Genomic DNA, 15,866 nt, shown 5'->3' with positions numbered 1-15,866 from the left:
GGATTTTAGGACTTCAGATTTTTAAAAATCTGAGTCTGACATCTTAAAATCCTGAAGTCTCGATATCTAATTAAAAAAAGCTATGAGTTCACAACAAGATCTGAATAACAAAATGAATCGCCTGTTGGCAACGTACCAGGTACATTATCAAAATTTGCGTGCGATCCACTGGAATATAAAAGGTACAAATTTCTTCGAATTGCATTTGAAATACGAGGAATTGTACACCAGAACGCAAATCATTATTGATGATCTGGCAGAGCGCATCCTGACTTTAGGCATTACCCCGCTTCACCGTTTCGAAGACTATCTGAAACACAGTGATTTGAAAGAGAACGGAACGATCCACGACGGAAAAGAAGGTATGACGTACATTTTGAATGCGCAGGAAACTATTCTTAAATTAGAACGTGAAATTTTATCCGAATCAGCGGATTTGGGTGATGAAGGAACAAACGCCATGATGAGTGACCTGGTTCGCGAGAAAGAGAAAACGAACTGGATGTTCGCTGCATGGCTGGGGAAGTAATTATTAAGTGATCCATTATCAAGAGACCATCTTTATAATGATCATGCGAAAGAGCAATTAATTAAATCAAATATAAAAATCAAAAAAATGAGTGTAGTAGGTAAAAAATTCCCTTCCGTATTGGTGAATGCAATGGATGAAATGGGAGATACTTTTCAAATCGATGTGTTGAAGCATGCCATTGAGCACAAGAAAAAAGTAGTATTGTTCTGGTATCCGAAAGATTTCACGTTCGTTTGTCCGACGGAAATTCACGCTTTCCAGGAGGCTTCTGCTGAGTTTGCAAAACGCAATACTTTGGTAATCGGGGCATCTTGTGATACTGCTGAGGTTCACTTTGCGTGGTTAAACACACCGAAAGACAACGGAGGTATCGAAGGAGTTAAATTCCCGTTGATTGCTGATTCAACACGTCGTTTGGCTGAAGAACTGGATATTTTGGATTTCGATCCGTACGATGAAGATTCAGCAGGTGACAACGTGACTTACCGTGCAACTTACCTGATCGACGAAGAAGGAACAGTTTTCCACGAGTCAGTGAACCACATGCCTGTAGGGCGTAACGTGCAGGAGTATATCCGTTTGGTGGATGCTTACACACATGTACAACAGCATGGTGAAGTATGTCCTGCAAACTGGGAAGAAGGAAAAGATGCTATGAAAGCAAATGCTGCAAGTACAGCAGAATATTTAAGCAAACACTAAGAAATCATGTTTACAGAGTTAACGGAAGACAATTTAGAGCAGTTATTGAATACCAATCAAAAAGTGATGGTTCAATACGGAGCATCGTGGTGTGGTAACTGTAAAATCACCAAGCCTAAATTCAAACGAATGGCTGAAGAAAATCCCGGAATAGAATTCTATTACGTGGATGCAGAGAAATTACCAAACTCGCGCAAATTTGCGGATGTTTCCAACCTGCCTACTTTCGCGGGCTTTGTGAACGGCGAATTGGTAAAGCAAGCCCAGGGAAATAAAGTAGAAATCATTCAAGAGATCAAAGATGCGGTTGCCGGTAATTAAACACATGGTAGCCTTTATCGAAGAGAACGATGAAGACTATGTCAATGAAACAATCGAAACGTTGGAGCACTTGATTGATGCTCCCGGGTTGAAAGACGAAGAACTGGACGTAATCGGTGAAATCCTTTCCAATTTCTCCGGGGCCATTGAAGTTCACAAGGAAATCAAAGCGGGGAAATCCCAGAAAGATGCCCTGAATGAATTCATGAAGCGGGTTACCGGTTCGATCGATAAATAACTGAAAGGCTTCCGAAAGGGAGCCTTTTTTTTTGTTCCAAAGGTTTAATCGTTCAAAAGTTTAAATAAGAAAACTCTTTGAACTCTTTGAACTCTTTGAACTCTTTATTTTTTTTGATCCTCCCAAAGCCAACCAATACCAAAAAATTGCGTTATCCATCAGTATAACCTTTACTGATGAGAGTTACCCTGTTCGTACTGTTCTTAAGCCTGTTTCACGGAATATCGCTTGCCCAAACCACCGGATTAAAAGTGTTCGACGGCTGTGCAACAGGCATCCTCCACCAATCCATCCCCATGTTGCAGTCACGGCAACAGCAATTGGACGAGGAAAAGTTTCAACACACACTTTTGAAGCAAAAAGGAGGTTCTCACAACACACCAAAATCGTTACAAACCATCCCTGTGGTGGTTCACATCGTGCACCAATCCGGGCCGGAAAACATCAGCGATGCGCAGGTTCAGAATGCAATAGCCAATATCAACGCGAAGTTTGCAGCAAGCCCTTTCAATCAAATCCAGTTTTGCCTCGCACAGCGTGATCCCAACGGAAATGCCACAACCGGGATTACACGAAACGTTTCTCCGCTCACCAATGAGGTCATGGAAGTCGACGATATTTCGCTTAAAGACGTGAACCGCTGGAGCCCGACCTGTTACCTGAACATCTGGGTCATCAAGGAAATTTCAAGCCTCAGCATGGGAACCGGAGTTATTGGTTATGCTTTTTTTCCATCTTCCCACGGACTAAACATGGACGGTGTGGTCATTGAAGCCGGTTTTTTCGGGAATAACTCGCAAACAGATGCTGTGGGAGTGCATGAAATCGGTCATTACCTGGGATTATACCACACCTTTGAGGGCGGATGCGGAAATTCAAATTGCCTCATGGACGGTGACCGCGTTTGTGATACTCCACCCGACCAAACTACTTTTGCAGCATGTAATCCTTCTGCCAATTCCTGTAATACAGATGCCGATGATCCTTCTTCAAATAATCCATTTACAACAGATGTTGCTGATTTAAGTGACGATTACATGGATTACAGCGCTTTTTCCTGCTACAATCAATTTACTGAGGGACAATACGACCGCATGTACTACTTTTTGACAACAGTCAGAAGCAGTTTACTGAACTGTTTAAGTTGTACGCCTCCCTGCCCCACTCCTATTACTGCCACAATTACCACGCCGGCTTCCACTACAACTGTTTTAGCCGGAAGCAGCGTTAATTTTACAGCAACTACCAACAGTCCTTCCCCGTATTGGTATATCAACCCGAACACTGTTCTGGGAACAGGAACCTCCCTGAGCTACACCTTCCCGGCACCAGGAACTTACTGGATGAAATTCCGGGTTCCGAGTACCAATCCTTCCTTTTGCCTCGACGGAATCGACTCGGTGAAAATCATGGTGAACCAACCGGTTGTTTCGGCCTGTTTCGGGTCGGTTGAACTGTTAAACAACAACGATGCTGTTCCTTTCCCCGACAACCAGGCTTACATCAGCAGCAATGGTTTTACCTGGGAATGCTGGTTCAACATCGTAACACCTTTGGTTGGTGGGGCTACTCCTACCAGGCCTTTGATAGACGCGATAGATAATGTGGTTTATGAAGACATTTGCCTTGGTTTCGGCTGGCAGGGCGCGGGAAGTTCTCCCTCTGATTACCTGACTTTCCGGGTAGATGCGCCGAATAGTGCCGGAGGTCCCAACCCAAACATGTGTTCTTACATTCCTCCCGGCGGTTTCCAACCCGGAACCTGGTATCACGCGGCAGCTGTCATGGATTACGCCAATCAAACTTCCCGGTTATATGTGAACGGACAGTTGGTGGATACCAGAACGGTCAACTCCGCGCCTTTCAACCGGATTATTCCGACCCGTTTAAGCTGGGACGAAGCTTTTGCACCCGGCTATCCCGGTCCGCCAAGCGGCGCATTGATGGATGAAGTGCGTATTTGGAGCCGTCCGTTGAGTTCCGCCGAAATTGCAGCGAATTACGATCACTGTTTGTCAGGAACGGAAAACAACCTGGAATTGTACTATCATTTCAACCAGTCAGGGGGAAGTTCCATTGTGGACGCAACACCCAACGGGAACGACGGCTATTTCAGTAATACTATTGCCTGGTCTGCCGAGCAGCCGGATTCCCTGGATCAGTCCTGTATCGTGGTCTGTTCTGAAATATGCGGGAACGGAATTGACGATAACGGAGATGGAATTGCTGACGAGAACTGTAATTGCGACCCTGTTTCAGCAGGCGCAGATCGTCCCGCATGTCCCGGAAACCCTGCCCAGTTAAACGCTTCACCGGGATTTGATCAGTATTCCTGGACGCCAACTACCGGTTTAAGCAACCCGAATATTGCAAACCCCACAGCTACTGTTAGTACTACCATGGAATATGTGGTTGCCGCAACAAAGATCGGCCCCGAAATGGTCACAAACGGAGACTTTTCAGCCGGGAATACGGGATTTTCTTCCGACATGATTTACAGTACGGTCTATTCTCCCTGCAATTACTATGTCGGCAAGTTATTTTTCGGACAGGTTTACCCGGGGATAAATGATCACACCCCGACAACTGATTCCATGTTTATGTCCATGGACGGCTGCACGAATGGTCCGACCATGATCTACGAACAAACTATTTTAGGATTAAGTCCCAATACTACCTATCGTTTTTCGTTCTGGGCTTCGCGGGCTGCTGCAAATCAACCGATTTTTGAGACGCATCTTATCGGCGATGTTACCGGTGATCTGACACTTCCTACCGAAACAGGAATTTCAGTACCCCTGGGAGGGAACTTTATCTGGGACGAATACGGTCTTACCATGTGGAATTCAGGACCGAATTCTTCGGTTACTATCCGGCTAATCAACCTGGAAACCAACGGTTACGGGGTGGATTTCGGAATGGATGATGTCAGTTTCCGCCGATTCTGTACCTCAACCGATACTGTTAAACTGACGCTTGTAAACAATACGCCGGTGATACTGGATTTGGGAAGCGACACTTCTATTTGTACATCCGGAACCTATACATTTGATGCAGGTGCAGGTTTCCTGGATTACCTCTGGAATGATGGAAGCACCGGACGCACATTTACAGCTTACGGAATCGGGACCTATTGGGTAACCGTAACGGATTCCTGCGGAAATCTCCAATCCGACACTGTTCGTATCAACCAGGCACCAGCTCCCCAATTCGATCTCGGAGCAAATGTCCTTACCTGCGGAACTGCTTCTGTTCCGTTGACCTATACTTCCAGTGAGCCATTTACCTCCTTCTCCTGGTCACCGGGAACCTATCTAAGCTGTACGACCTGCCCGAATCCAGTCGCCACCATAGGTAACCAGCAAGTCACATTCCACGTTTTTGCGGCTACTGCAAACGGTTGTGTTGCCGAAGACAGTGTTACAATAACCATCGATCCGGATGCGCCGGCCAATGTGGATGTTATTGCCTCGGACCCACTTTGTCTGACCAAAGGAAGTATCCTGGTTCAGAACAAACCGGGCACAAGCGGCGTATTGTCTATTGATTTTAACCACACAGGTTTTTCTACCGAAACCAGTTATACAAACCTGGATGACGGATCTTATTTGTTGAGCATCCTGAACACCCAAACAGGTTGTTCGATGGACACCTTGATTATTTTTGAAACCGATGTAGAAAATGTACTGTACATTCCAAATTCATTCACTCCGAATGGAGATCAGTACAACAATCTTTGGAAAATCGAAGGTGTGTGTATCGGGGAAATCGATTGCAGAATTTACAATCGCTGGGGAGAACAAGTCGCGGTTTTAAAAGACGTCGAAGACACCTGGAACGGTAAATACCACGGCCTGGATGTCCCGGACGGAATTTACACCTATACGATCGTTGTAAATTACACCGATTCCAGGACTGAATTCAGGAGCGGGTTCATTGCAGTGATGCACTAACCTGCCCGGTTAAATCAAAACCTTAGTCTTTCTTCACTCTGACCGCATTTGGTCCGCGCTGTCCTTTTTCAACTTCGAAACTCACCCGGTTTCCTTCCGTAATGGTTTCCGTCAATTGGTTTGCGTGAACAAATATACTGTCTCCGGATACGCTGTCTTTGATAAAACCATATCCTTTCGCATCGTTGTAAAAAGTCACAACTCCTTTGCGCACTTTATCTTCCGGTTCGGATTCTTCTTTTTTCGGCACGCCGATTACGATATCTTCAGCGTTGAATTCAACACGCTTTGATAAATCCGGCGGAGTATCTGTTTGATTTCCGTTCTCATCGATGTAAACGATCATATCCTCGAAACTCGCCTTTCCGTTTTCTTTGCGCTCAAGCATTTTCTTTTCTTTCTCTTTACGCTTTTTGTCTTTTTTGTTTTGGATCTCTTTTTTGTTGAAGCTTTCTTGTGATCTTGCCATTTTTCTTTTCCTCTGTTTTTTTTAAGGTTTAATGTTGTTCAAAGTGGTTCAATGGGTGTTTAAATAAAGTTATTTGAACATTTGAACATTTGAACATTTGAACATTTGAACATTTGAACATTTGAACATTTGAACATTTGAACATTTGAACATTTGAATCAGCCTCGGCTGAAACATTTGAACATTCTTTCCGGTAAAATAAAAAAGAGTCTACCCGTTAAAAAACGAATAAACTCTTCCGTTCATTATTAAAATGAATTATTGGATTACGCGAACGTTTACGGCGTTCACTCCTCTTCTACCTTCTTCTAATTCAAATTCTACTAAATCCCCTTCACGAATCTCATCTACCAATCCTGAAACGTGCACGAAATGGTCTTTTGCGGAGTCTTCTTCCTTAATAAAACCAAATCCTTTAGTTTCATTGAAGAACTTTACTGTTCCTTTGTTCATTAAACTTGTATTAAATATTTAAACGAAGGTACGGTTTAAAATCAGTATATCTCAGAAATAATTTCCTTTTCGGAGAAATTAACGTTTGTTTAAAGTAGCGAGTTTGAATGCAAAGCTCTATGAACACAGGAGTTTAGACAAAATAACACACTAAAAGATCCGTAAGGGTTTCCCCCTGATTACCAATCCACTTCATCTTAAACCGGATATCATTTCATAGTTTTGAACATCCAAATTAGTTTATATCTATTAAACCGTTATATTTGTCGAACCTTAATTAAACATTCACTGATGACGACAACGCTATTCAAAAATCCCCCGCATAGGGTCACCTTTAAATTGCTCATACGTTATCATTTGTCTATTGTAACTTTTAAAACAAATAATAACTATGTCTACTGAACCATTTATCGGAGAAGTAAAACTTTTCGGTTTTAACTTTGCTCCAAAAGGCTATGCAACTTGCCAGGGGCAGATTCTGTCAATTGCACAAAACACTGCACTTTTTTCGTTACTCGGAACCATTTACGGCGGTAACGGACAAACAACTTTTGCGTTACCGGATTTACAAGGCCGTGTTCCTGTAGGACAAGGACAAGGACCAGGATTATCGCCTTATTCAATAGGGCAAGTAGGTGGTGTTGAAAACACGACCCTTACAACTGCTCAAATGCCTATGCACGTTCACTCTGCAGTTGGAATTACTGTTCGTATTCCTGTAAACACAGGTAACGAAGATGCAGGAGCAGCAGGAAACTACATCGGGAACAGTTCACCGAACGATATGTTCGGGCCAACTGCATCACCAACTGCATCCATGGCACCTCCTGTTGTTGGAGGTACTACTTCTGTTTCAGGGGGAAGTCAGCCATTTAGTCTATTGACTCCATACTTGTGTATGAACTATTCAATTGCTCTTCAGGGAATTTTCCCAAGCCGTAATTAATTCAAAAAACAGAGGGAAGGTCTTCAGGCTTTCCCTCTCTTATAATACTATGCAAACGATTGGTTTTTTACTTCCGAGATCTACCTTTTACCAGGGAATAAGCTTTGATCTTTTTCAGGGAATGAAGTCTTCATTGGCTGCTTCCGGATATGAGAATGTTCGTGTTTTGACTGAAAACATCGGGTTCGGAACGGATAAACAATTGTGCTACAAATGTGCAGAAAACCTGATCATGCATGAAAATGCGCAGATTGTATTTGCATACATCGGTCACCGGACAGCACAGGTATTACGCCCTTTGTTTGCGGCAGCCAATCGCTTATTGATCGTACTGGATGCAGGTGCGCACATGCCCCAGGAATGGCCGGTTTCTCCGAATATCTTTTACCATTCCCTGCAAAATGCGCTGGGAAGCTGGTTGAGTTCGGGGATGGCGGTACGAAATGGCCACGTTTCAGCAAGTATCGTCACTGGTTATTACGACGGTGGTTATTTACACACGGTGGGAGCACACAACGGTTTCCAGAAAGCCGGCGGAAGCATCAAATTGAGCCTCGCCACCGGTTACCGCGAAGAAGACTTTTCCATGCAACCACTCAAGGATCAATACGAGTCCTCCCAGAGTGACTGCGTACTCAGCATTTTTAGCGGAGACTATGTACAATGGTTCTTCCGCGATTTGCAACGCTATTTTTCGGAGCAACCCGTTCCGGTATATCTTCCTCCTTTTGCCTTTGAAGAATCTATGCTGAAGGAAGCAGTGTACCCCGGAAATCCGGTTAGTGGAATAGCTGCCTGGTCGAAGAAACTTGAAAACCCGGAAAACGAGCAATTTATAGAAGCCATTGCTTCCGCCGGACGTGAGGCTAACCTGTTCTGTCTCCTGGGATGGGAGGCGGGAATCATTGCTGCATTTTTACTGGAACAGTTCAAAGAAAGCCCGAATGCGCTTCTTGCATCCGAAAAGTTGAAGGAATTCAGTTTTGAAACTCCCAGAGGAAAAGTTTCTTTCCATGCACAAACACATGTGTCAATTGCACCGCTTTACGAGGTCGAAATCGAAAACGACGGGAATGACCGTTGTTCCGTAAAGATCGTCCGTGAAGTTGCAGATACGGAATCTGCTTATGAAGAGTTGATATCCCAGGAATTGGATAACGCTGTCTCGGGATGGTATAACAGTTATACGTGTATTTGATGAGCGGATTAAAAATAGCAGTTTTATGCGGCGGACGCTTTGCGTTGCCAGCCATTCAGCAACTTGCCGTAGAAAAATACCTCTGCGGCATTGCCATTGGAAACGGGGACGCCGCAACCGTTAAACTCCTTGATTCGGAATGCGAGAAATCAGGGTTGCCCTTCCAATCCTTCCCAACCGCTAAATCTGCTTCAGGATTGGAAAACTGGCTCGAAGAAGTTCAGCCGGATGCTGTTTTCAGCATTTGTTTTCCGTACCGGATATCCGAAGACCTGCTGACCAAATGGGAAGGCAAATTCATTAATTTCCATACCGGGCCGCTTCCCCAATACCGTGGCCCGATGCCCATTTTCGAAGTACTTCGCTATAAAGAAACCGAAACGGCAATCAGCGTTCATTTCATGAATGCCGAATTTGATGAGGGAGATCTTATTTTCAGTGAAAAAGTGGATATCGCACCCGAAGACAACTTTGGTACGCTTGCCGGAAAATTATCCTTTTGCGCGGCAATGTCCGCTCAAAATATGGCACAAATGCTCGAATTCGGTTCTATGGTCCCACGACAGGAACAAGATGAAAATCACGCACGGTACTTCGAAAAGCCGGAATGGGAAGACACTTTCATTCAGTGGAACCGGATGGATGCAGCGGAAATTTTGCAATTGATCAAAGCCTGTAATCCCTGGAATCAAGGTGCTGATACGGTGTTCATGGGAAATCCAATGAAAATTATCGTTGCCCATTTAGGTGAGGAGCGCCACCAGGCAAAACCGGGTACGATACTCCAAGCCAATGAACATAGCATTTCGGTTGCCTGCCTGGACGGAGATTGTATAAACGTACAGGTAATCGGTGGCTCCAATGGAATTGTAACTGCAGGTCAATTCAATCAATTAAAACCGGTTGTCGGGTATCAATTCAATTAACAAAACAAGATGAAAAGAGTCGTTCACATAGACAACAGCATTGCGGGCCCGGAATTTTTCCCCTCATGCACTTGCTTTTCTTTGGTGCCGGTTACTCAAAATACTCTAATCAACATAACAATAATCCCCTACACACAACTTAATAATTTAACATGAAAACACAATTACTTACAGCTGTTATTGCAACACTCTTTGCTTTAGCAGGTCATTCCCAGACCTTGTTCTGGAGCGATGCTTTCGAGGACAGTGGTTCACCCAGCAGCGGTACCCGCGTTCCCGAAGTCAATACCGGTTCCGGGGACAATTATTTCCTCCGGACAGATGGTGTTACCGGAATTTCCGTTAACCCTCCTAAATACTCCGGGATGGAAGGCACTAAATTTTGGGCCGGAGAAGGACATTCAGGTGTACTTGAAGCCGAACTGCAAATAGAATTCCAGGGCATCAATGCTTCTGGCCTTACAAACCTCGAGTTCCGGGGTCTTTTTGCGGCCAACAACGGTGCAGCCTGGGAAAACCAATTAGTTGGTGCATCATCAACAGATTACATGACTGTTGAATACAGTTTTAACTCCGGAGGATCATGGACGACTCTTCTTGATTTCCGAGGAAATGACAATACTAATAAACAGTTATGCCTGGATACAAATGGAGATGGGATCGGTGACGGAACTCCACTCACATATACCTTTTCAGAACGCACTAAAACGATTACCGCTACAGGAACAACCATGATACTTCGTATACGTGTTTCTGCAAATGGTATCGGGGAAGAATGGGCAATTGACAATTTCCGACTATACCATACTCCTGCCTGTACCGCACCTGTTTTCTCTGCACATCCGCAAACATCACACAATATGTGTGCAGGTACGGGTACAACCACTTTCGGGCCTGTTGCGGCAAGCAACACTACCGCTTACAAGTGGCAATATAACAGCGGTTCAGGATTCACGGATCTAACCAATGATACCTATCACTCAGGTGTTACTACCAACACCCTGACGATTACTTCTCCGCTGGCTTCTATGAACGGATGGTTATACCGGGCTGTTGCTATCAATGGTGGAGCAACCTGTACTACGAACTCCAATAGCGGAACATTGAACGTTTCCAATATTTCGGCCAATCCAAGCCAGACAAATGTCGACTGTAACGGGAACAGTACCGGAGCAGCAGGTGTTTCACCAGCCGGTGGTATCGGCAGCTACACGTATTTATGGTCTGTAGGTGGTACCAGTGCTATTAGAGCCGGACTTACAGCAGGAACATACAACGTAACAATAACAGACGCGGCAGGTTGTCAGAAGGTACAGAACTTTACCATTACGCAGCCACCGGTTTTGAATGGGACAACAGTAGTAACCAACGTGGCTTGTTTTGGTGGAAATACAGGTGCAATTAACCTTACTCCGTCAGGAGGAAGCCCGGGATATACTTTTAACTGGGCTTCCGGTCCTACAACAGAGGACAGAACAAACCTTGTTGCAGGAACATACTCTGTAACTATTACGGATGCAAACAATTGTACCAAAGTTGTGAATGCAACCATTACTCAGCCTCCTTCTGCCATTTCTGGAACAACCGTTGTAACAAACGTGGCTTGTTTCGGAGGAAACTCAGGAGCTATTAACCTCACTCCAACAGGAGGAACAGGCCCTTATACCTTTAACTGGGCTTCAGGTCCAACAACCGAAGACAGAACCAACCTTACTGCAGGTACTTATTCTGTAACGATTACAGATGCAAACGGATGTACAGGAACAGTCAATGCAACTGTTACTCAACCGGCAGCGGTATCCGGAACGAGTGTTGTAACAAACATAGCGTGTTTCGGAGGAAACACAGGTGCTATCAATCTCACACCAACCGGAGGAACAGGACCTTATACTTTTAACTGGGGAGGCGGTGTAACTTCTGAAGACAGAACGAACCTTACTGCAGGAACCTATTCGGTAACCATTACGGACGCAAACGCGTGTACAGGTACCGTGAATATGACCGTGACACAACCTACGGCGGCTGTTTCAGGAACAACTGTTGTAACAAATGTGGCATGTTTCGGCGGAAATACAGGAGCAATCAATCTCACTCCGACAGGTGGTGTTGGCCCATATACTTTTAACTGGGCTTCCGGTCCTACAACGGAAGACAGAACAAACCTTACAGCTGGAACATACTCTGTAACCATTACAGACGCAAACGGATGTACAGGCACAGTCAACGCAACATTGACTCAACCTTCTGCAATTGTTTCAGGAACTACAGTGGTAACGAACGTGGCTTGTTTCGGTGGAAACACAGGAGCGATCAACCTCACTCCAACAGGCGGTGTTGGTCCATATACTTTCAACTGGGCTTCCGGTCCAACTACTGAAGACAGAACAAACCTTACAGCCGGAACATACTCTGTAACTATTACGGATGCCAACGGATGTACAGGAACAGTCAATGCAACTGTGACTCAACCTGCAACTGCTGTTTCAGGAACAACTGTGGTAACCAATATTGCTTGTTTCGGAGGAAATACAGGTGCTATTAACCTTACTCCTACCGGTGGTGTTGGTCCATATACCTTTAACTGGGGTGGTGGTGTTACTTCCGAGGACAGAACAAACCTTACAGCCGGAACTTACTCCGTAACCATTACAGACGCGAACGGATGTACAGGCACCGTTTCTCCAACTGTTACACAACCTGCAGCAGCCGTTTCAGGAACAACAGTGGTTACCAATGTGGCTTGTTTCGGTGGAAACACAGGTGCAATTAACCTTACTCCTACCGGTGGTGTTGGTCCGTATACGTTTAACTGGGGAGGTGGTATTACTTCCGAGGACAGAACAAACCTTACAGCCGGAACCTATTCCGTAACAATCACAGACGCGAATGGGTGTACAGGAACCGTTTCTCCAACCGTTACACAACCTGCAGCAGCCGTTTCAGGAACAACAGTAGTAACCAATGTGGCTTGTTTCGGTGGAAATACAGGTGCAATTAACCTCACACCAACAGGTGGTGTAGGTCCGTATACCTTTAACTGGGTCGGTGGTGTTACTTCCGAAGACAGAACAAACCTTACAGCCGGAAGCTATTCCGTAACGATTACAGATGCTAACGGATGTACGGGAACGATTTCACCGATAACGTTAACTCAACCTGCAGCAGCCGTTTCAGGAACAACCGTGGTAACGAATGTCGCTTGTTTTGGTAACAATACAGGAGCAATCAACCTCACTCCAACAGGCGGTGTAGGACCATATACATTCAACTGGGTTGGTGGTGTTACTACCGAAGACAGAACTTCACTTACAGCAGGATCCTATTCCGTGACGATCACGGATGCGAACGGCTGTACAGGAACGGTTTCACCTATCGTAGTTACTCAACCTGCATCAGCGGTTTCAGGAACAACGGTGGTAACCAATATTGCTTGTTTCGGGAACAACACGGGTTCAATCAACCTTACTCCGACAGGCGGTGTAGCTCCATACACTTTTAACTGGGGCGGTGGTATTACTTCCGAAGACAGAACAAATCTTACAGCAGGAACATACTCAGTAACCATCACAGATGCAAACGGATGTACAGGAACAGTTTCTCCAACGGTGACTCAACCGGCGTCGGCTCTTTCAGGAACTACGGTGGTAACCAATATTGCTTGTTTCGGCGGAAATACAGGTGCTATTAACCTTACTCCTACGGGTGGTACAGGACCATATACCTTTAACTGGGGTGGTGGTGTTACTTCTGAAGACAGAACAGGTTTAACTGCAGGATCTTATTCGGTAACCATTACAGATGCAAACGGATGTACAGCTACGATCAACGCAACGTTAACACAACCTGCAGCTGTAGTTTCAGGTACTACCGTTGTAACCAATGTTTCTTGTTTCGGCGGAAATACCGGAGCCATTAACCTTACTCCTACCGGTGGTGTTGGTCCGTATACCTTTAACTGGGTTGGTGGTGCAACGACCGAAGACAGAGTACTGCTTGTTGCCGGATCTTATTCCGTAACCATTACAGACGCTAACGGATGTACAGGAACCGTGAATGCAACAATAACACAACCTACAGCATTAGTAGCTTCTGCTGCAGCGCAAACAAATATTACCTGTAACAGCGGAATGAACGGTTCTGCAACTGTTTTGGCAAGCGGAGGAAATCCGGGGTATACCTATTCCTGGTCTCCTTCCGGTGGAACGGCTGCTACAGCTTCCGGTCTGACAGCAGGTACGTACACCGTTACCGTTACAGATGCTAACGGGTGTACAACTTCACAATCATTTACGATTACAGAACCTGCAGCTATCTCATTTACGGCAGCTGCTCAAACGAATGTGGCATGTTTCGGTGGAAGCACAGGTGCACTTGTTGTTAACCCCGCAACGGGAGGAACAGGCGCCTTTACTTACGACTGGAATCCTGGAACGCCAACCGGTGACGGAACAACTTCCATCACAGGACTTGCAGCCGGTTCATACTCTGTAACTGCAACGGATGCAAACGGATGTTCCGCTACTATTTCCTTTGTAATCACTCAACCTCCTGTATTAGCAATTACAGGTGCTTCCCAAACAGAAGTTTCCTGCAACGGAGGATCAAATGGTACGGCAACAGTAACTGTAACAGGTGGGCAACCGGGATACACTTATTCCTGGTCTCCTTCAGGTGGAACGGCTGCTACGGCTACAGGACTACAAGCAGGATCTTATACAGCAACAGTTACGGATGCAAACGGATGTACTGCCATTCAAACTTTTGTTCTGAACGAACCAACGGCAATCGATCTTTCTGTAAGTTCACAGTCGGATGTTATTTGTAACGGAGGCGCTACCGGATCAGCATCGGTTACTCCAAGCGGTGGTACAGGATCTTACACTTATTCCTGGTCTCCTTCCGGTGGAACGGCTGCTACGGCTACAGGTTTGGAAGCGGGAACTTACACGGTTACCGTTACAGATGATAATAACTGCCAGGACACTAAAACGTTTACCATTACAGAACCGGCTGTAGTAACAAGCAGTTTCTCACATGACGCTTGTAATTCTTACACCTGGGGAACACAAACACATACTTCAAGTGGTGTTTATACACAAACATTCACTACTGTAAACGGGTGTGACTCAATTGTGACACTGACACTTTCGATTGTTTCCGAGATTACGAATACCGTTACAGAAAGCAGCTGTATCTCTTACACATGGGCTCAAAACGGAATGACTTATACGGCTTCAGGTTTGTATGTGGATACGATCCCTGCTGCCGGAGGATGTGACTCGATTGTGACACTGGATCTGACAATCAATACTCCAAGCTCTTCCAGTTCTTCTGAGTTTGCTTGCGGAACATACACGTGGGCTCAAAACGGAGTGACATACACTGCTTCCGGAGTTTATACGGATACAATCCCGAACGCAGCAGGTTGTGACTCCATTGTTACTTTAAACCTGACAATCGGAGGGTTCTCCAGTTTGCAACCGGCATCAGCCTGTGAAAGCTATACCTGGGCGGCAAATGGTGTAACGTATACAGCTACCGGAATGTATTTTGATACCCTGGTGGACATCAACGGATGTGATTCTATCCTGATCCTTGATCTGATCATCAATCCATCTGTTACGGCAACCGCTGCAGATAATGGAAACGGAACCATTACAGCTTCTGCAGGTACAACATACCAATGGATCAATTGTTCAACGAACATGCCGGTTGCGGGTGCAACTGCTCAAACATTTGCTCCTTCCGTAAATGGCAACTATTCGGTAGTTATTACCAATGCAAGCAATTGTTCAGATACATCCGATTGTGTGGAAATAGACTATTTGGGATTATCCGACCTGGATCTGTCCTCTGTAGAGGTATTCCCGAATCCGACGGAAAGCAAAGTAACGATTTCCATGTCTGTAAACAGTGCGAAATTAACCATCACTGATGCGCAAGGAAAAACTCAGTTTACCGGACCGATTAACAATGGCCAGCAAGTAGATCTTGGTTCTTATGAAGACGGAGTTTACTTCTTATCCATTGAAACGGAAAGCGGAAAAGTCTTAAAACGTATCGTTAAAAATTAAAACCGGTTACTACTGGTTAAAGGGAGATTCAGAAATGAGTCTCCCTTTTTTTGT

11 protein-coding genes are annotated in these 15,866 nt (G+C 45.2%); 9 read left to right on the top strand and 2 right to left on the bottom strand.

The genetic code is table 11. The features are described from left to right. Nucleotides 1–82 precede the first annotated feature (82 nt). The 5 genes from ABDW02_RS03390 to ABDW02_RS03370 all read left to right on the top strand — a co-directional run bounded on the left by ABDW02_RS03390 (nucleotide 83) and on the right by ABDW02_RS03370 (nucleotide 5,746). Nucleotides 83–529: a Dps family protein gene (locus tag ABDW02_RS03390; protein WP_343632084.1), complete on the top strand. Its 447-nt coding sequence runs from the start codon at nucleotides 83–85 to the stop codon at nucleotides 527–529. A gap of 87 nt (nucleotides 530–616) precedes the next feature. Beyond that, complete coding sequence (locus tag ABDW02_RS03385) at nucleotides 617–1,234, top strand: peroxiredoxin (protein ID WP_343632082.1); 618 nt, start codon at nucleotides 617–619, stop codon at nucleotides 1,232–1,234. A 6-nt stretch (nucleotides 1,235–1,240) separates the two neighbouring features. Next, complete coding sequence (locus ABDW02_RS03380; protein WP_343632080.1) at nucleotides 1,241–1,555, top strand: thioredoxin family protein; 315 nt, start codon at nucleotides 1,241–1,243, stop codon at nucleotides 1,553–1,555. Next, nucleotides 1,536–1,793 (top strand): hypothetical protein, encoded by a 258-nt coding sequence (locus ABDW02_RS03375; protein ID WP_343632078.1) that lies wholly within the window; start codon nucleotides 1,536–1,538, stop codon nucleotides 1,791–1,793. The genes ABDW02_RS03380 and ABDW02_RS03375 overlap by 20 nt, the downstream gene beginning before the upstream one ends. Before the next feature lie 176 nt (nucleotides 1,794–1,969). Further along, nucleotides 1,970–5,746, top strand: coding sequence for a LamG-like jellyroll fold domain-containing protein (locus ABDW02_RS03370; RefSeq protein ID WP_343632076.1), 3,777 nt, complete (start codon nucleotides 1,970–1,972; stop codon nucleotides 5,744–5,746). Between the two features lie 22 nt (nucleotides 5,747–5,768). Here ABDW02_RS03370 and ABDW02_RS03365 read toward each other — a convergent pair whose 3' ends face one another. Together ABDW02_RS03365 and ABDW02_RS03360 are read right to left on the bottom strand one after the other, a co-directional pair. After that, the gene (locus ABDW02_RS03365; protein WP_343632074.1) at nucleotides 5,769–6,215 is read right to left on the bottom strand and encodes a cold shock domain-containing protein; all 447 of its coding nucleotides are present in this window, start codon (nucleotides 6,213–6,215) and stop codon (nucleotides 5,769–5,771) included. Nucleotides 6,216–6,473: 258 nt separating this feature from the next. Next, entirely contained in the window at nucleotides 6,474–6,668 is a 195-nt protein-coding gene (locus ABDW02_RS03360) for a cold shock domain-containing protein (RefSeq protein WP_343632072.1), read from the bottom strand. Between the two features lie 391 nt (nucleotides 6,669–7,059). Here ABDW02_RS03360 and ABDW02_RS03355 point away from each other — a divergent pair, with 391 nt between their 5' ends. From ABDW02_RS03355 to ABDW02_RS03340, 4 genes are all read left to right on the top strand, one after another. Then, the gene (locus ABDW02_RS03355; RefSeq protein WP_343632070.1) at nucleotides 7,060–7,614 is read left to right on the top strand and encodes a tail fiber protein; all 555 of its coding nucleotides are present in this window, start codon (nucleotides 7,060–7,062) and stop codon (nucleotides 7,612–7,614) included. A 49-nt stretch (nucleotides 7,615–7,663) separates the two neighbouring features. Then, nucleotides 7,664–8,812: an ABC transporter substrate-binding protein gene (locus ABDW02_RS03350; protein ID WP_343632068.1), complete on the top strand. Its 1,149-nt coding sequence runs from the start codon at nucleotides 7,664–7,666 to the stop codon at nucleotides 8,810–8,812. Next, nucleotides 8,812–9,738, top strand: coding sequence for a formyltransferase family protein (locus ABDW02_RS03345; RefSeq protein ID WP_343632066.1), 927 nt, complete (start codon nucleotides 8,812–8,814; stop codon nucleotides 9,736–9,738). Before ABDW02_RS03350 ends, ABDW02_RS03345 begins: the two co-directional genes overlap by 1 nt. A 152-nt stretch (nucleotides 9,739–9,890) precedes the next feature. Next, a complete protein-coding gene (locus tag ABDW02_RS03340; protein WP_343632064.1) occupies nucleotides 9,891–15,812 on the top strand; it encodes a T9SS type A sorting domain-containing protein in 5,922 nt (1,973 codons plus the stop codon). Nucleotides 15,813–15,866: the final 54 nt, after the last annotated feature.

It is taken from the genome of Fluviicola sp. (assembly GCF_039596395.1).
In the GTDB taxonomy this organism is placed as follows: domain Bacteria; phylum Bacteroidota; class Bacteroidia; order Flavobacteriales_D; family Crocinitomicaceae; genus Fluviicola.
Note: the sequence above shows the minus strand (reverse complement) of the source record. Positions and strands in the feature narration are given on the sequence as shown.